General features: G+C 72.7%; 14 protein-coding genes. 12 read left to right on the forward strand and 2 right to left on the reverse strand.

Translation table 11 applies throughout. The features are described from left to right. Positions 1-106: 106 nt before the first annotated feature. Positions 107-1198: an aldo/keto reductase gene (locus PSH03_RS19835; RefSeq protein ID WP_210785281.1), complete on the reverse strand. Its 1092-nt coding sequence runs from the start codon at positions 1196-1198 to the stop codon at positions 107-109. 132 nt (positions 1199-1330) lie between these two features. On the opposite strand from PSH03_RS19835, the gene PSH03_RS19840 reads away from it, so the two are divergent. From PSH03_RS19840 to PSH03_RS19895, 12 genes are all read left to right on the forward strand, one after another. Then, a complete protein-coding gene (locus PSH03_RS19840; protein WP_210785280.1) occupies positions 1331-1942 on the forward strand; it encodes a TetR/AcrR family transcriptional regulator in 612 nt (203 codons plus the stop codon). A gap of 212 nt (positions 1943-2154) precedes the next feature. Then, positions 2155-3780 carry an ABC-F family ATP-binding cassette domain-containing protein gene (locus tag PSH03_RS19845; RefSeq protein ID WP_210785279.1) on the forward strand — a complete coding sequence of 542 codons (1626 nt, stop codon included), beginning with the start codon at positions 2155-2157 and terminating at the stop codon, positions 3778-3780. 185 nt (positions 3781-3965) lie between these two features. Further along, positions 3966-5069 carry a LacI family DNA-binding transcriptional regulator gene (locus PSH03_RS19850; RefSeq protein WP_238690009.1) on the forward strand — a complete coding sequence of 368 codons (1104 nt, stop codon included), beginning with the start codon at positions 3966-3968 and terminating at the stop codon, positions 5067-5069. After that, positions 5066-6001, forward strand: coding sequence for a carbohydrate ABC transporter permease (locus PSH03_RS19855; protein ID WP_112678220.1), 936 nt, complete (start codon positions 5066-5068; stop codon positions 5999-6001). The genes PSH03_RS19850 and PSH03_RS19855 overlap by 4 nt, the downstream gene beginning before the upstream one ends. Position 6002: 1 nt before the next feature. Further along, positions 6003-6842, forward strand: a complete 840-nt coding sequence (locus tag PSH03_RS19860; RefSeq protein WP_210785277.1) for a carbohydrate ABC transporter permease — start codon at positions 6003-6005, stop codon at positions 6840-6842. A gap of 40 nt (positions 6843-6882) precedes the next feature. Then, positions 6883-8175: an ABC transporter substrate-binding protein gene (locus PSH03_RS19865; protein ID WP_210785276.1), complete on the forward strand. Its 1293-nt coding sequence runs from the start codon at positions 6883-6885 to the stop codon at positions 8173-8175. Between the two features lie 4 nt (positions 8176-8179). Then, the gene (locus tag PSH03_RS19870) at positions 8180-9349 is read left to right on the forward strand and encodes an ADP-ribosylglycohydrolase family protein (RefSeq protein ID WP_238690010.1); all 1170 of its coding nucleotides are present in this window, start codon (positions 8180-8182) and stop codon (positions 9347-9349) included. Further along, complete coding sequence (locus PSH03_RS19875; protein ID WP_238690011.1) at positions 9346-10707, forward strand: ADP-ribosylglycohydrolase family protein; 1362 nt, start codon at positions 9346-9348, stop codon at positions 10705-10707. Before PSH03_RS19870 ends, PSH03_RS19875 begins: the two co-directional genes overlap by 4 nt. Next, positions 10704-11642, forward strand: a complete 939-nt coding sequence (locus tag PSH03_RS19880; protein ID WP_238690012.1) for a ribokinase — start codon at positions 10704-10706, stop codon at positions 11640-11642. The genes PSH03_RS19875 and PSH03_RS19880 overlap by 4 nt, the downstream gene beginning before the upstream one ends. Beyond that, positions 11639-13588, forward strand: coding sequence for an SUMF1/EgtB/PvdO family nonheme iron enzyme (locus PSH03_RS32695; RefSeq protein WP_238690013.1), 1950 nt, complete (start codon positions 11639-11641; stop codon positions 13586-13588). Before PSH03_RS19880 ends, PSH03_RS32695 begins: the two co-directional genes overlap by 4 nt. Continuing rightward, the gene (locus PSH03_RS19890; RefSeq protein ID WP_238690014.1) at positions 13585-14772 is read left to right on the forward strand and encodes a CaiB/BaiF CoA transferase family protein; all 1188 of its coding nucleotides are present in this window, start codon (positions 13585-13587) and stop codon (positions 14770-14772) included. Before PSH03_RS32695 ends, PSH03_RS19890 begins: the two co-directional genes overlap by 4 nt. Further along, the gene (locus tag PSH03_RS19895; RefSeq protein ID WP_210786309.1) at positions 14772-15593 is read left to right on the forward strand and encodes an HpcH/HpaI aldolase/citrate lyase family protein; all 822 of its coding nucleotides are present in this window, start codon (positions 14772-14774) and stop codon (positions 15591-15593) included. The genes PSH03_RS19890 and PSH03_RS19895 overlap by 1 nt, the downstream gene beginning before the upstream one ends. On the opposite strand, the gene PSH03_RS19900 is transcribed toward PSH03_RS19895, so the two are convergent. Further along, positions 15581-16186 (reverse strand): DUF305 domain-containing protein, encoded by a 606-nt coding sequence (locus PSH03_RS19900; RefSeq protein ID WP_238690015.1) that lies wholly within the window; start codon positions 16184-16186, stop codon positions 15581-15583. The genes PSH03_RS19895 and PSH03_RS19900 overlap by 13 nt on opposite strands. Positions 16187-16202: the final 16 nt, after the last annotated feature.

Consider the following 16202-nt stretch of genomic DNA (forward strand, 5'->3'; position numbering starts at 1 on the left):
TGCACTTTTGGTTGTCGACATGAGTGGGACGCCCCTTATGCCGGGACAGCAAGTGCAAGATCGCGGGCAGGGGGTTGGGGGCCGGCGGCGTGCTGCGCGCGAGGTTCTAGGCGGCGCTGTTGAAGACCGGTGGGGCGTAGCCGGCCGGCTTGTCGCCGATGCCGAGACCGGGGCTCACCACCCAGGACTGGTACTGCGGGGTGAACATCACGTAGGGCGCCCCGAGTTCCGGCGCGCTGGCCTCCTCGAGCCGGCGGCGGGCGTCGGCCGGGATCTCGAAGTCGAGCGCCTCGAAGTTGCTGCCGACCTGCTCGGCGCTGCTCGCCCCGATGATCACCGAGGCGACGGCGGGCTGGGTCGCGACCCAGTTGATCGCGACCTGGGCCATGCTGCGACCCAGGTCGGCGGCCACGCTCTCCAGTGCCTCGATGACCTGCCACTCGCTGGGGCTGACCTCGCGACCTCCGGCGTCGGGATTGGTCAGCCGACCGCTGCCGCTCAGACCGTCGCCGGTGCGCCGGTACTTGCCGCTGAGCAGGCCGCTGGCGATCGGGCTCCACGCGGTGAGCCCCATGCCCATGGTCTGGGCCATCGCCACATACTCCGCCTCGATGCCCCGGCTGACCAGGGAGTACGGGAGCTGCAGATTGATCATCGGGGCCAGCCCGTGCGCTTCGGCGTAGCTCTGCGCCCGGGCCGCGTACCAGGCCGGTACGTCGGAGAGACCGGCGTACCGGATCTTGCCGGCGCGTACCAGGTCGTCGAGGGTGTGCACGACCTCCTCGACCGGGGTGATCCGGTCCCAGGTGTGCAGCAGGTACAGGTCGATGTAGTCGGTGCCGAGCCGGCGCAGCGACGCCTCCACGGCCCGCATGATGTGCTTGCGGCCGTTGCCGCTGGCGTTCGGGTCGCTCGGGTCGACGGTGTTGGTGAACTTGCTGGTGAGCACGAGTCGTTCGCGGACGCCGGCCCGGTCGATCAAGCGGCCGAGGATCTTCTCGCTCTCGCCGGCGGTGTAGAAGTCCGCCGTGTCGATGAAGTTCCCGCCCGACTCCAGGTACTGCCGGAAGATCGGCTCGGCTTCCTCCTCGGTCTTGCCGTACGCGGCGTGGAACCCGTCGACGCCGAAGTTCATGGTGCCCAGCGCCAGCCGGCTCACCCGCAGACCGGACCGCCCGAGCAGGTAGTAGTGGTTCACGGTGGTGCCCTCCCGATCGTGGTGTCGGCCCGCTGCGGGCCGCGCGTTCCCGACCTTTGCTCGGCAAAAATGGACCTGCAAGTCCAGAAACCGAGATAGGTTGGACCCGCAGGTCCGAACCCAGGAGGTCGCATGACACGGGCGTTGACCCGCAAGGGCGAGGCGACCCGGGCGCGGATCGTCGCCGGCGCCGCCGCCGAGATCCGCGAGCGCGGCGTCGACGAGGTACGCCTCGAGGACGTGATGGCCCACACCGGCACCAGCAAGGGCCAGCTCTTCCACTACTTCCCCGACGGGAAGGAAGGGCTGCTGCTCGCGGTGGCCCAGCACGAGGCGGACCAGGTGCTCCTCGACCAGGAGCCGATGCTCAGCAACCTGACGTCCTGGCCGGCCTGGCTCGCCTGGCGCGACCGACTGATCGAGCGGTACCTCGCCCAGGGGGTGAAGTGCCCCCTCAACGGTCTGCTCGGCCAGACCGGCCGACGGGCGCCCGGCGCGCAGGCCATCGTGACCGGGCTCATGTGGCGCTGGCAGAAGGCGATCACCGAGGGGATCCGGCACATGCAGTCGACCGGCGACGTCGACCCGGACCTCGACGCCGACCGGGCCGCCGCGGCACTGCTCGCCGGCATCCAGGGCGGTGTGCTGCTGCTGCTCTCCACCGGAAAGATCGACCACCTCGAAGCCGTCCTCGACCTCACCATCGACTCGCTGCGCGCTGGTGCCCGCACTGGCGGGAGCTGAGCCGGGGCCAGCGACGCCGAGTTATCCTTGCGCCCGAGTTTTCGGAGATCGGAGCAGGCGTGGCAGGTGACGACGACATCTCCGGGTGAGCACCCGGACCGGCCGCCGACGGGCGCGTGATCGCGCCTCAGTCGCCGCGGCCACTGTCGTCATGTCCTGCTTCCGCCGGGGTGCCGGTGTGCGCCCCGGATAGTCGTTCTCCGAGGTTCCCCATGTCTGTTCGACCTGCTCTCATCGCCCATGACCTCGTGCGGGTCCGTGGCGACCGCCGGGTGCTCGACGGCGTCTCCCTGACCGCCACGCCCGGCCACCGGATCGGCCTGATCGGTGAGAACGGCACCGGCAAGACGACTCTGCTGCGGGTCCTGGCCGGCGTCGACCAACCCGACTCCGGCACCGTCACGCGCCCACCGGACGTCGGCTTCCTGCACCAGGAGTTGCCCTTCCGTCCATCCACCACCATCGCCGCGGTCCTCGACGACGCGCTGCGCGAGGCCCGCGCCGACCTCGCCGAACTGGACCGGATCGGCGTCGCGCTCGCCGACTCGCCGGAGGGCACCGAGCGGCACGACCGGCTGCTGGCCGCGTACGGCGAGGTGCTGGAACGGGCGCAGGACCGCGACGCCTGGGACGCCGACCGGCGTGCCCGCACCGTCCTCGACGGCCTCGGCCTCGGCGGGCTGCCCCACGACCGGATGGTAAGCGCGCTCTCCGGCGGGCAACGTGGCCGGCTCGCCCTCGCGGCGATGCTGGTCCGCCGGCCGAGCGCGCTGCTGCTCGACGAGCCCACCAACCACCTCGACGACGCGGCGGCGGCGTTCTGCGAGGACCAGCTTCGTGCCATGCCGGGGGTCGTCGTGGTGGCCAGTCACGACCGGGCCTTCCTGGACGCGGTCTGCACCGATCTCATCGACCTCGACCCGGCGGTCGACGGGCCGGTCCGCTTCGGCGGCGGCTACACCGCCTACCTGACGGCGAAGCGCGCCGAGGCGCAACGGTGGCGCCGGCGCTACGACGACGAGCAGGCGCTCCTCGCCGAGCTGCGCGAGGCCGCCGCCGTGACCGGGCACCAGGTCGCCCACGGCCGGGGCCCGCGCGACAGCGAGAAGATGGGGTACGGGCACACCGCCGGCCGCGTCCAGAACCAGATCTCCCGTCGCGTCCGCGACGCCGTCCGTCGACTGGAGACGATCGAGCGCGACCCCGTTCCGGTGCCGTCGGAGCCGTTGCGCTTCCACGCGCCGGCGCTCGCCGTCGGCGACAGCGACGGGGTCATCGTCACGGCGGACCGGCTGGAGGTTCGCGGCCGACTGCGGGTGGCGAACCTGGAGCTCAGGTCCCGCGACCGGCTGTTGGTGACCGGCCCCAACGGCACGGGCAAGTCGACTCTGCTCGCCGTGCTCGCCGGCCACCTGGCCGGTGCCGGAACGCTCTGGCGACGACCGGAGCTGCGGATCGGCCTGCTCGCCCAGGACACCGTCTTCGCGGATGCGCGGCGCACGGCCCGGCAGGTCTTCGACGCGGCCGTCGGCGTGCAGCGGGCCGCTGTCGTACCGCTGTCGTCCCTCGGGCTGCTCGCCCCGGCGGACCTCGGCCGCCCGGTGGCCGACCTGTCGGTGGGGCAGCGCCGTCGGCTCGCCCTGGCGGTGCTCGTCGCCGATCCGCCGGAGCTGCTCCTGCTCGACGAGCCCACCAACCACCTCTCGCCGACGCTCTGCGACGAGCTGGAGGACGCCCTGGGCACCGGCCCGGGTGCCATCGTCGTGGCCAGCCACGACCGCAGACTCCGCTCCCGCTGGCCAGCCCGAGAGCTGCCCCTGACGTTGCCTCGCCCTTAGGTCGGTGATCAAGAGGTTGGCGTCACGCCACGCCGGGCGGGATGACGAAAACCTCTTGATCAACGGCGGTCCGGTCTGCTGGTACGGGGGTTGGAAACGTTTTCGTAACGGGGGGTTGACCTCTCTGGCGCCTGCGGAGCAGACTCCCCGGAAACGTTTACAGCTATCGGGTGGAGGTGCCGGACGTGGGTCGTAAACGTTTACAGGAACCGGCGGACGGCCGGCCCACGGTGCACACCGTCGCCGCCCGCGCCGGCGTCTCCATCGCATCCGCCTCGCGGGTGCTCAACGGCGTCGGCGGCAGCCCCGAGACGATCCGCAAGGTTCGCGAGGCGGCGGCCGAGGTGGGCTACGTGCCCAACGCGATCGCCAGGTCGTTGCAGTCCCAGCGCACCGGCCTGATCGCACTCGCGGTGGAGGACATCGGCAACCCGGTCTACGTGGAGATGATGCGGGCCATCGAGGCAGTGGTCGCGTCCTCCGGGCGGCAACTGCTGGTGCACGCCACCGGCGGGCGGATCGACAACGAGACCGCCCTGCTGCGACGACTGGCCAACCGCTACGTGGACGGCATGATCGTCTCGCCGATCCGGGTCACCGACGATCACCTCACCGCGCTGGTGGACAGTCCGGTGCCGGTGGTGGTCGTCGGCCAACTCGGCGCGGACGCTCCGATCGACAACGTGCGTACCGACTCGCGGCACGGCGTGGCGCTGGCCGTGGACCATCTCGTCGCCACCGGCCGACGGCGGATCGGCTTCGTCAACGGCCCGCTCGACACCGTTCCGGGTGCCGCCCGCGACGCCGGGTTCCGGGCCGCCCTGGCCCGACACGGCATCGGGCTCGACGACGAGCTGATCGAGGTCGGTGACTTCCAGTACGCGGCCGGCCGCGCCGCCACCGAGCGACTGCTCGCCCGCGCCGACCCGGACGCCCTGGTCTGCGCCAACGACCTCATCGCGGTCGGCGCACTGCACGCCCTGCTGGTCGCCGGTCGCCGGGTGCCGCAGGACGTCGCCCTGGTCGGCATGGACGACACCGAACTAGCCCGGATGATGTTTCCCCAGCTCTCCAGCGTCTCGCTCGGCTCGGCCGAGCGTGGTCGCCGAGCCGCCGAACTGCTCCTGCAACGCATCGCCGACGCGACTCTGCCGCCGCGGCGCGAGCAGGTGCCGCCAAGTCTCGTCGTTCGCGCGTCCAGCGCCGCGACCCTGCCGGTCCCTCGACCCGCCACCGGGCCGGCCGGCCCACCGACCACCCACCCGTCCAGCGAAGGGGTGACCGCATGACCACCCTGGCCGAGCGGCCGGACGTCGAGCGGGCCGAGCCGGCCCGCCGGCCGAACCGGTTCCGCTCCGACCGCACCACCATCTACCTTCTGTTGCTGCCGTCGCTGCTGCCGATCCTGGTGCTGTCGGTGTTCCCGCTGCTGCGGGGCATCTACCTCGGCTTCACCGACGCCCGCGCCGGTCGCAACGTCGAGGTCAGCTTCACCGGCCTTGCCAACTACCGCGAACTCCTCGGCGACGAGCTGTTCTGGAACTCGTTCAAGATCGGCCTGCTCTGGGCGGTCGGGGTGACGGTGTTGCAGTTCCTGCTCGCCCTCGGGCTGGCGCTGCTGCTCAACCAGCAACTGCGGTTCCGCGGTGTGGCGCGGGTGCTGGCCGTCGTGCCGTGGGCGATGCCGCCGGTCGTGGTCGGCATCCTGTGGAAGCTCGTCTACCACCCCGACGCCGGCCTGATCAACGAGTTCTTCCACCGCATCGGCGCCGACGGACTGCGGACGAACTGGCTGGGCGACTTCAGCACCGCCCTGCCCGCGGTGATCATCGTCGGGGTCTGGGCTGGTATGCCGCAGACCACAGTCGTCCTGCTCGCCGGTCTGCAGGGCGTGGGTCGCGAGCTGCACGAGGCGGCGGCGGTGGACGGGGCGAGCACCTGGCACCGGTTCCGGCACGTCACGTTGCCCGCGCTGGCGCCGGTGATCGTGGCGATCACCTCGCTGGACTTCATCTGGAACTTCAACTCGTTCGGCCTGGTCTACGTGCTCACCGCCGGTGGACCGGGCGGCAAGACGATGCTGCCGATGCTGTTCGCGTACGAGGAGGCGTTCCGCTACGGCAACTACGGCTACGCGGCGGCGCTCGGCAACGTCATGGTCGTGATCATCATCGCGCTGCTCGCTGTCTATCTCCGTCGCCGGCTCAGGGAGGCGAACTGACATGTTCGGAAAACCGAGCCGCACCAGCCGGACGCTGCAGTACCTGGCGCTCGCCGGTTACCTGATCTTCCTCGGGTTCCCGCTGGTCTGGCTGCTCTCCACGGCGTTCAAACCGCCGCGCGAACTGGTACGCCTGCACCCGACGTTGATCCCGGACAACCCGACACTGCAGAACTTCGTGCAGGCCTTCACCGAGCAGGAGCTGGGTCGGGCGGCGCTCAACAGCCTCCAGGTCTCCCTCGCCTCGGCGGTGCTGACCGTCCTGGTCGCCATGCCGGCGTCGTACGCCCTCGCCCGGTTCCGCTCCAAGCTCGGCACCGCCGCACTGGGCTGGGTGCTGCTGTCCCAGCTCTTCCCGTTCGTGCTGCTGATCATCCCGATCTTCCTGGTGCTGCGGCAGGTCGGCCTGGCCAACACGCACGCCGGGCTGGTGCTGATCTACGTGGTCTGGGCGCTGCCGTTCGCACTGTGGATGCTGCAGGGCTTCGTCCGCAACATCCCGAGGGAGCTTGAGGAGGCCGCATCGGTCGACGGCGCGACCCGGGTGCAGATCCTGCGGCGGGTGGTCTTTCCGCTGCTCGCCCCGGGCCTGGTCGCGACCGCGCTGTTCTCCTTCATCTCGGCCTGGAACGAGTTCTTCTTCGCACTGGTGCTGATCAAGACTCCGGAGCTGGCCACCCTGCCGGTGGCGCTGGCCCGGTTCGTCGGCATCGAGGGCACCGCCCGGCTGGGACCCCTGGCCGCCGGCTCACTGCTGGCCACGCTGCCCAGCCTGATCTTCTTCGCGTTCATGCAGCGCCGGCTCTCGTCCGGGTCGCTCGCGGGCGCGGTCAAGGGCTGAACCGTCCCCCCAACCACCACCACCAAGGAGGTAACCCCCCATGCTCCGTACCCGATTCCGTCGACTCGCGGCGGCCGCCGCGGTCACGGTCATCGGCCTCGGCGCGCTCACCGCGTGCGGTGCCGGCGGCGACGACGAGGCCACCGACGGCCCGGCCAAGCTGCGCTTCCTCAGCCTCGCCTGGCAGAAGGAGTCGCTGCAGGTCAACAAGGATCTGGTCGCCAAGTGGAACGCCGAGCACCCGGACATCCAGGTCGAGTACGTCCAGGGTGACTGGAACTCGGTGCACGACCAGCTGCTCACCTCGTTCGAGGGCGGCGACGCGCCGGACATTGTGCACTACGAGGCGTCCTCCATCGGCGAGTTCAGCAAGCAGGGCTACCTGGCCGACCTCTCCGACCTGGTCTCGGGCGACCTGAAGGGCCAGATCGACGAGGGCATCTGGGACACCGTCACCGTCGACGGCAAGGTCACCGGTGTGCCGTTCCTGCTGGAGTCGCAGGTCGTCATCGCCAACAAGAAGCTGCTCGACGCCGCCGGTGTCGCGGTGCCGCCGGCCGACGGCGGCTGGACCTGGGACGAGTTCCAGGCCAACGCGCAGAAGCTCACCAAGCCCGGTCAGTACGGCGCGGCCTGGGCGCTGAAGTCGCCGACCAACCGGGTGCTGAACCTGGCACTCAACTACGACGGCAAGTTCTTCTACGGCGACGGTGGCCGCGCCGAGGTCAAGGTCGGCGACGCGGAGAAGGAGATCCCGAAGCGGATCCACGACATGATCTACACCGCCAAGTCCGCCTCCCCGGAGGCGCTCGGCATGAGCGGCGCGGACACCCTGCCCGGCTTCTTCGGCGGCAAGTACGCGATGCTGCCCGGCTCGGTGTCGCTGCGCCAGCAGATGGTCGAGCAGGCGCCGGCCGGCTTCGAGTGGGTCACACTGCCCCCGATCAAGGGGCTCTCCACCAAGCAGGCCGCCAACCCGCAGACGCTGTCGATCTCCGAGGACAGCAAGCACAAGAAGCAGGCCGCGCAGTTCCTGGAGTACTTCCTGAACCCGACCAACATGGCAGCCCTGGCCAAGGGCGACTGGTTGGTGCCGACCGGCAAGCAGGCCAACGAGGAACTGGTCAAGCTCACCGCCGGCAAGCAGGGCTGGGACGTCGCCGCGGACAGCGCCACGGACCTGACCGTCGCCCCGTTCCAGCAGGCCGACGGCTACCCGGAGTGGAAGACCAAGTACGCCACCCCGGCCCTCCAGCAGTACTTCGCCAACAAGATCACCCTCGATCAGCTCGGCACGCAGCTGGTCGACGGTGGCAAGCAGGTTCTGAGGTAACGACATGTCACTCTTGCTCGACACATCGGTCGGTTGCCTGGTCGGCGCCGCTGTCGGAGACGCCCTGGGCGGCGCCACCGAGACGGCGCTGCCCGAGCAGATCCGTACTCGCTTCGGCGGCTGGGTCGAGGGCATCGTGCCCCCGTACCACGCCGACTGGGCCACCGCGCGACCCCTCGCGCCGTACCACAAGGGCGACGGGCACATCACCGACGACACGTTGATGACCCACGCCCTGGTCCGCGCGTACGCGGCCAAACGGGACCACCTCGACGCGTACGACGTGGTGGAGCTGCTGGTTCCCGACCTGATCGAGCGGGTGGTGTACATCCCCGACCTGGAGCGCGACGGGGTGACCTTCCACCGGCTCGCGGCCGCCGAGCGGTGGCTGGTCACCCGTCTGCACCACGCCCACGCGGACCCGCGCGAGGCCGGGGTCGGCAACATCGTCAACTGTGGCGCGGCCATGTACATGGCCCCGGTCGGCATCGTCAACGCGGGCGACCCGGCCGGGGCGTACGCCGAGGCGGTGGAGATCGCCGGCGCGCACCAGCACAGCTACGGGCGGGAGGCCGCCGCCGTGTTCGCGGCAGCGGTCGCGGCGGCCGCGACTCCCGGCGCGGGCGTCGAGGACGTCGTCGCGGCGGCGTTGGACCTGGCCCGCGACGGCACCCGCGCGGCAATCGACGCGGTGGTCAAGGAGGCCCGCGGCCACCACGACTGGAAGCAGGCCATCCCGGCGCTGCGGGCCGCGGTCGCCCCCTACGACACGGTGGGGGAGGAGTACCGCAGCCCCGGCCTCGGCGCGCGGCGGCCCAGTCGCCTGCACGCCATCGAGGAGCTGCCGGTGGCTCTCGGCATGCTCGTGGTGGCCGGCGGCGATTTCCGGGCCGCGGTGCTCGGCTCGGTCAACTACGGCCGGGACGCCGACTCCACAGCCACCATGGCCGCCGCCATCGCCGGGGCGCTCGGTGGCGCCGACGCGGTGCCGGCGGAGTGGTCCGACGTTGTCGCCACCGCCTCCAGGACCGACCTGGTGGAGCCGGCCCGGGTCCTGGCGACGGTGGCCGGCGAGGTCTTCGAGCGCGACCAGGCCCGGTTCGCCCGCCGGGCGGAGCGGTTCGCCGGGCTGGCCGCCGGTGCCACCCGGGGGGTTGGGGGCGAGACCCGGTGAGGATCACCTGGGTTCAGCCCGAGGACCTGCTGCCGCACGAGCTGGCGGCCAGCCGGGACGAGGGCCGCGACGTCGCGGCGATCGCCCAGCGGTGGACGGCGGCCGGCGGGGACCTGACCCCACCGGTCAGCGGGGCGTCGGTGACCCCGGCGTCGCCGGAGCTGCGGGCCCTCGCCACGGAGCTGCTGGACGCCGCCGACGCGTTGCCCGCCGTCGACACCGCCGACGAGGCCGACGACCTGGCCACGTTGCGCGCCGGGTGGCCGAGCAGCTGGTCGCTGCCGACCGAGGTGGCGTACGACCGGCTGCACGGCGGGTGGCTCGGCCGGGCGGTCGGCTGCCTGCTCGGCAAGCCGGTGGAGAAGATTCCCCGCGAGGGCATCCGGGAGATCCTCACCGCTACCGACCGGTGGCCACTGCGCGACTGGTTCACCGCGAAAGGGCTCCCGGCCGACGTGGCCGCCCGCTGGCCGTGGAACCGGCGCAGCGCGCCGACCAGCCTCGCCGAGAACATCGACGGGATGCCCGAGGACGACGACCTGAACTACGCGTTGCTGGCCCTGCGCGTGCTGGAGACGCACGGTCGGGGCTTCACCAGCGCCGACGTGGCGCAGGCGTGGCTGGACTGGCTGCCCGGCGGGCGGGTCTTCACCGCCGAGCGGGTGGCCTACCGCAACCTGTTGCTCGGGTTCCCGCCGCCGCACAGCGGCCGCCGGCACAACCCGTTCCGGGAGTGGATCGGCGCGCAGATCCGCACCGACGTGTACGGCTGGGTCAACCCCGGACGCCCGGACCGCGCCGCCGAGCTGGCGGTGCGCGACGCGACGGTCAGCCACGTCCGGGGCGGGGTGCACGGCGCGCTCTGGGCGGCGGCGCTGGCCGCCGCCGCGCCGGTGGCCGACACGGTGGACGAGGTGCTGGACGCCGCCGAGGCGGTGCTGCCGCCGGGGAGCCGGTTCGCCACCACCGTCCGGGAGGCACGCGCCCTCGGCGCGGGCACCGACGACTGGGAGCGCATTGTCGACGAGCTGTACGCACGACACGGCCACCTGCACTGGGTGCACGTCCGCAACAACGCGGCGCTGGTGGCCGCGGCCCTGGCGTACGGGCGGGGGGATCTGGAACGGTCGATCACCGCTGTGGTCAGCGGCGGCTGGGACACCGACTCGACCGGCGCGACGGTCGGCGCGGTGACCGGAGCGCTCACCGGGGCGTCCGGGCTGTCGCAGCGTTGGGTCGCCCCGCTGCGTAACCGGCTGGCCAGCAGCATCGCCGGCTTCGACGGGATCGGCTTCGACGAGCTGGCCGAGCGGACCCTCGCCCTGGCGCAGCCGGCGACGGAAGGGAGCGTGGCATGAGCGCGCGGGTGGCGGTGGTGGGCAGCAGCAACCTGGACCTGGTGGTCACGGCGTCGCGGCTGCCCCGCCCCGGTGAGACGGTGCTCGGCGAGAACTTCCGGACCGTACCCGGCGGCAAGGGCGCCAACCAGGCCGTCGCCGCCGCCCGGGCCGGTGCGGCCTGCGACTTCGTGGGCGCGGTCGGCGACGACGAGTTCGGCACCCGGATGCGGGCGAGTCTCGTCGACGCCGGCGTGGACGTCAGTGGCCTGCGGACCGCCGTCGGCCCTTCCGGTGTCGCGTTGATCGCCGTCGACCGGGACGCGGAGAACTTCATCCTGGTCGCGCCCGGCGCCAACGGCACGCTGACCGAGCTGGACGCGCACGACCGGGCGACGATCGCGGCGGCGGACGTGCTGCTGCTGCAACTGGAGGTGCCGCTGACCGCCGTGCTCCAGGCGGCGCACTGGGCCCGGGCGGAGGGCACCACTGTGGTGCTGAACGCCGCGCCCGCCGCCGCGCTGCCCACCGCACTGCTCGACCTGGTCGACGTGCTGGTGGTCAACGAGCACGAGGCGGCGGTCGTCGCCGAGGTCGCCTCCGACGACCCACCGGTGCTGCTCGACGCCCTGCTGAAGCTCGTGCCCCGGGTGGTGCTCACCCTCGGCGCGCGCGGTGCCGCGTACGCCGATCGACACGGCCTGCGTCTCGCCGTCCCGGCGCCGCAGATCGACGCGGTGGACACCACCGCCTCCGGTGACGCGTTCACCGGCGCGCTCGCCGTGGGCTGGGCCGAACGCGGCGGCGCCAGCAGCGAGGACACCGTCACCGCCAGCCTGCGCTGGGCCTGCGCCGCCGGCGCGGCCTGCGCCCAGCGGCCCGGAGCGTCCACCGCACTGCCCGACCGGCCGGCCATCGACGCCCTCTACGACGCGACCTACCGAGGTGCACAGTGAGCTTCAACCCGTACGTCCCACGCCCGATCGACCGGCCGACCGAGGTGCCGTTGGGCGGGCACGCCGACCTGAGCACCCTGGACGAGGCGAAGATCTTCGCCGCCCCGACCGACAGGGCCGACTGGCCGGCCTGGCGGGAGCAGATCGCCCGGTGGCGGGTCGACGCCCGGCACCGGATCGGCTACGTCGGCGAGCACTACGACGAGATCGCCGGTGACTGCTTCAGCGTCTGCCTGGCCTGGCTCTGGGACGAGACGCTCTACGACCACGAACGCGGCGTCTTCACCGTCGACGAGTTCCTCGACGCGGCAGGGCGGGACTTCGGCGGCTTCGACGGGGTGGTGCTCTGGCACGCGTACCCGGTGATCGGCCTCGACGACCGCAACCAGTTCGACTGGTACCGGGACGTGCCGGAACTGCCCGAGGTGGTGCGCGCGTTCCAGCAGCGTGGGGTGCGGGTCTTCGTCGACTACAACCCGTGGGACACCGGAACCCGGCGCGAGCCGGGCAGCGACGCCGAGGAGGTCGCCACGCTGGCCGGCAAGCTCGGCGTCGACGGGGTCTTCCTGGACACCCTCAAGGAGGGCGCCGGGGAGCTGCGCGCCGCGCTGGACGCGGTGCGCCCCGGCATGGTCCTGGAGGGCGAGAGCCGGGTGCCGCTGGCCCGCATCGCCGACCACGCGATGTCCTGGGCGCAGTGGTTCGCCGACTCCGAGGTGCCCGGCGTGCTGCGGGCGAAGTGGTTCGAGCGACGGCACGTGCTGCACCACACCCGGCGCTGGCACCGCGACCACCTCGACGAGCTGCACTCCGCCTGGCTCAACGGCGTCGGCGTGCTGGTCTGGGAAAGCGTCTTCGGCGTCTGGGTCGGCTGGAACGAGCGGGACCGCGCGGTGCTGCGGGCGATGCGCCGGGTGCAGACCAGCCACGCGGCGTGGTTGCGCGCCGAGGACTGGGTGCCGCTCGCCGACCATCCCGGCGACGGCCAGGTGTACGCGTCCCGCTGGACGCACGACGACGAGCCGCTGTGGACGGTGGTGAACCGGGGCGCGGACCACGACGGCCCGTGGGTGGTCACCGACCCGAGCGCCGGCCGGCACTTCGTCGACCTGGTCACCGGTGCCGAGTTGACAGTCACCGAGACCGCCGACGGTCGGCTGGCTGTCGGCGGCCCGCTCCCGGCCGGCGCCATCGCGGCCGTGGCGCGCGGAGTCGCCGCCGCGCACCGGCACGAGCCGCCGACCGGCGACCCGTCCTTCCCGGCCCGCGCCGCCGTGCGCGTACGCACACCGTGGGCGCCCCGACCGCAGGTGCCGCCGGGCCTGGTCGCCGTCGAGGGCGGCCGGCACGACCTGGTCGTCCGGCACCGGGTACGGGAGACCGGGCTGTACGGCGAGGCGCCCTACGTCGACGAGTGGAAGCCCTTGCCGCCTCGGCTGCACCACCCCGGCACGCTGCGGCGCAGTGTGCGGCTCGGCCGGTTCGCCATCGCCGTGCACGAGGTCACCCACGGTGAGTACGCCGAGTTCCTGCGCGCCACCGGCTACGTTCCGGTGCGCCCGGAGCGGTTCACCGCCGGCTCCGGCCCGGCCGACGCCCCGGTGACAGGGGTCGAGCTGGCCGACGCGCGGGCGTACGCGGCGTGGGCCGAGCTGCGCCTGCCCACCGAGGACGAGTGGCAGGTCGCCGCCGAGGCGGGGCTGCTCGTACGGCGCGAACCGCTGGTGTGGAACCTGACCGAGAGCGAGCACTCCGACGGTCGTACCCGCTTCGCCATCCTCAAGGGCGGCGCCCAGTACCGGGCGGAGGGCTCCGACTGGTACCTCGACGGCGGCCCGCAACCGGCGGACGTGTCGGTGAAGCTGCTGCTCACCGGCGCCGGTCTCGCCCGCTCCGAGCAGGTCGGCTTCCGCTGCGCGGCCGACCTTCCGGAGGTGACCCGGTGACCGCGCCACTGGACGGCGTCACTGTCGTCGACCTGGCCACCCTCTTCGCCGGGCCGCTCGCGGCGGCGTTCCTCGGTGACTTCGGCGCCGACGTGATCAAGGTGGAGCATCCGGCCAAGCCGGACCCGTCGCGGGGGCACGGCCCGGCCCGCGACGGTGTCGGGCTCTGGTGGAAGGTGCTCGGCCGCAACAAGCGCACAGTCACCCTCAACCTCTCCGACCCGGACGGGGCGGCGTTGCTGCGCCGGCTGCTCGCCGACGCCGACGTGCTGGTGGAGAACTTCCGCCCCGGAACCCTGGAACGGTGGGGGCTCGGCCCGGCCGAGCTGCACGCTGTCAACCCCCGGCTGGTGATCACCCGGATCAGCGGGTTCGGGCAGGTCGGCCCGTACGCCCGCCGGCCCGGCTTCGGCACCCTCGCCGAGGCGATGAGCGGTTTCGCCGCGGCCACCGGGGAACCGGACGGGCCGCCGACGCTGCCCCCGTTCGGGCTGGCCGACTCGGTCAGCGCGCTCGCCGCCGCGTACGCGGTGATGCTCGCCCTGCGGGCCCGCGACGTCACCGGCGCCGGACAGGTGGTCGACCTCGCCATCATCGAGCCGATCATGGCGATGCTCGGGCCGCAGATCACCTGGTACGACCAGCTCGGCTACGTCCAGCCCCGGTTGGGCAACCGGTCCAACAACAACGCCCCGCGCAACACCTACCGCTGTGCCGACGGGCGCTGGGTGGCGGTCTCCACCAGCGCGCAGAGCATCGCCGAGCGGGTGCTGCGGCTGGTCGGCCGTTCCGAGCTGATCGACGAGCCGTGGTTCGCCACCGGCAGTGGGCGGGCCGCCCACGTCGACGAGTTGGACGCGGCGGTGAGCGCCTGGGTGGCGCGACGGGACCGCGACGAGGTGGTGGCCGCGTTCGAGGAGGCGCAGGCCGCTGTCGCGCCCGTCTACGACGTGCGCGACATCCTCGCCGATCCGCAGTACGCGGCGCTGGGCACCGTGCGCACAGTGCCGGACGAGGAGTTGGGCGAGGTACGGATGCAGAACGTGCCGTTCCGCCTCGCCGAGACGCCCGGCGAGATCCGGCACGCCGGCCGGCGGCACGGGCAGGACACCGACGCGGTCTTCGGCGCGCTCGGCCTGAGCGCCGAGGAGTTGGCCGCGCTGCGCGAGCGGGGAGTGCTCTGATGCTGTTGAGCTGGCTCTACGTGCCCGGTGACCGCCCGGACCGGTTCGCCAAGGCGGTCGCCTCGGGTGCCGACGCGGTCATCCTCGACCTGGAGGACGCCGTTGTCGCCGGGCGCAAGGCGTACGCCCGGGACGCGGTCGCCGAGTTCCTCGCCGAGGCGCACCCGGTGCCCGTGCAGGTCCGGGTCAACGAGCTGACCGGCCCCGACCTCGATGCCGACCTGGCGGCGGTGGCCGGCCGGCCCGGGTTGGCCGGGCTTCGGCTGCCGAAGGTCGAGTCGGCCGCGACGCTGGCGGCCCTCGCCGAGCGGGTCGACGTGCCAGTGCACCCGCTCATCGAGTCGGCGGCCGGGCTGGAGGCCGCGTACCCGATCGCCGCTGCCCACCCGGCGGTCGCCTCGATCGGGCTCGGTGAGGCCGACCTGCGCTCGGATCTGGGGGTGAGCGACGACGACGGGCTGCTCTGGGCGCGTGGCCGGGTGGTGGTCGCGGCCCGCGCGGCCGGTCTGGCCCCGCCGGCCATGTCGGTGTACGCCGACGTGGTCGACCTCGCCGGTCTGGCCGCCTCCTGCGCGGCGGGCCGACGGCTCGGCTTTCTCGGCCGTGCGGCGATCCACCCGCGCCAGCTCCCGGTGATCGTCGACGCGTTCCGGCCGGCCGATCGGGAGGTGGCCCGCGCCGCGGAGCTGCTGGCTGCCGTGGCGGACGCGCACCAGCGGGACTCGGGGACCGTGGTCCTGCCCGACGGCCGGTTCGCCGACCGGGCGATGGTGGCCGCCGCCCGGCGCGTCGTGGACCTCGCCGCCCGCTACGCCGCCTGAGTCTCGGGATCGAGACGGTCGAGTCGTGCGAGGTCGGCGGTGCCGGACCGGACCACGGCCGCCGCCAGCGCCACGGTCGCCGGCTGGACTCCGTTCTGCTGCTCCGCGGTGGCGATCCGGACCGACTGCGCGAGATGCGCCCGCAGGTGCCCGGCCAGCAGGCGGTGAAACGGCTGCCCGCTGGCCGCCCGCAGCGCGGTCATCTCCTGCGCGGTGGCCATGCCCGGCATGTCGTGCCCCTCGTGCGGATTCGTCGTCGGGGCGGCGGCGTCGGCCAGTAGCCGGCGGGCGCGGTCCAGGTCGGCGCGCCGGGTGGTCGCCACCTGGGTGACCGTCTGCCGCCAGGCCGGGTCGGTGGTCCGCGCCGGCACCAGATCGAGTACGGGCAGCAGACGTTCGGTCATCGCCACCGTCAGTTGCAGCCAGGCGATGTCGGTGGGGTTGAACGCCGTACCCGTGGGTGTCGGCACGGTCGTCGCCGGTGGCGCGGTCGCGGGCGGTGTGGTGGTGCTGGCCGCGTCTGATGGCCCGGCGCCGCAGCCGGCGACGAGCAGCACGCCGATGAGCACTGTGAACGCCGTGGGCTGGCGCATCCGATCTCCCTTCCCG

Source organism: Micromonospora salmantinae, assembly GCF_022230905.1.
Classification (GTDB): domain Bacteria; phylum Actinomycetota; class Actinomycetes; order Mycobacteriales; family Micromonosporaceae; genus Micromonospora; species Micromonospora salmantinae.